Here is a 248-nt window from a genome sequence, read left to right on the forward strand (position 1 = left end):
CGGGGCCATAGCTCAGCTGGGAGAGCGCCTGCCTTGCACGCAGGAGGTCAGCGGTTCGATCCCGCTTGGCTCCACCACTTCTGCGGTACCTTGATCAAACTCAGAAATGAGCATTCGCTTCGAATGTTGATTTCTGGCTTTTGTCAGATCGTTCTTTAAAAATTCGGATATGTGATAGATATAGACTGACACGCACTTTCACTGGTGTGTGATCAGGCTAAGGTAAAATTTGTGAGTTCTGCTCGAAA

At 48.4% G+C, this 248-nt stretch carries 1 tRNA gene; it reads left to right on the forward strand.

From position 1 onward, the window contains the following. The first annotated feature begins 1 nt into the window (after nucleotide 1). Nucleotides 2-77 (forward strand) — tRNA-Ala (locus L6D80_RS30030). Nucleotides 78-248: the final 171 nt, after the last annotated feature.

It is taken from the genome of Pseudomonas ceruminis (assembly GCF_021602025.1).
Classification (GTDB): domain Bacteria; phylum Pseudomonadota; class Gammaproteobacteria; order Pseudomonadales; family Pseudomonadaceae; genus Aquipseudomonas; species Aquipseudomonas ceruminis.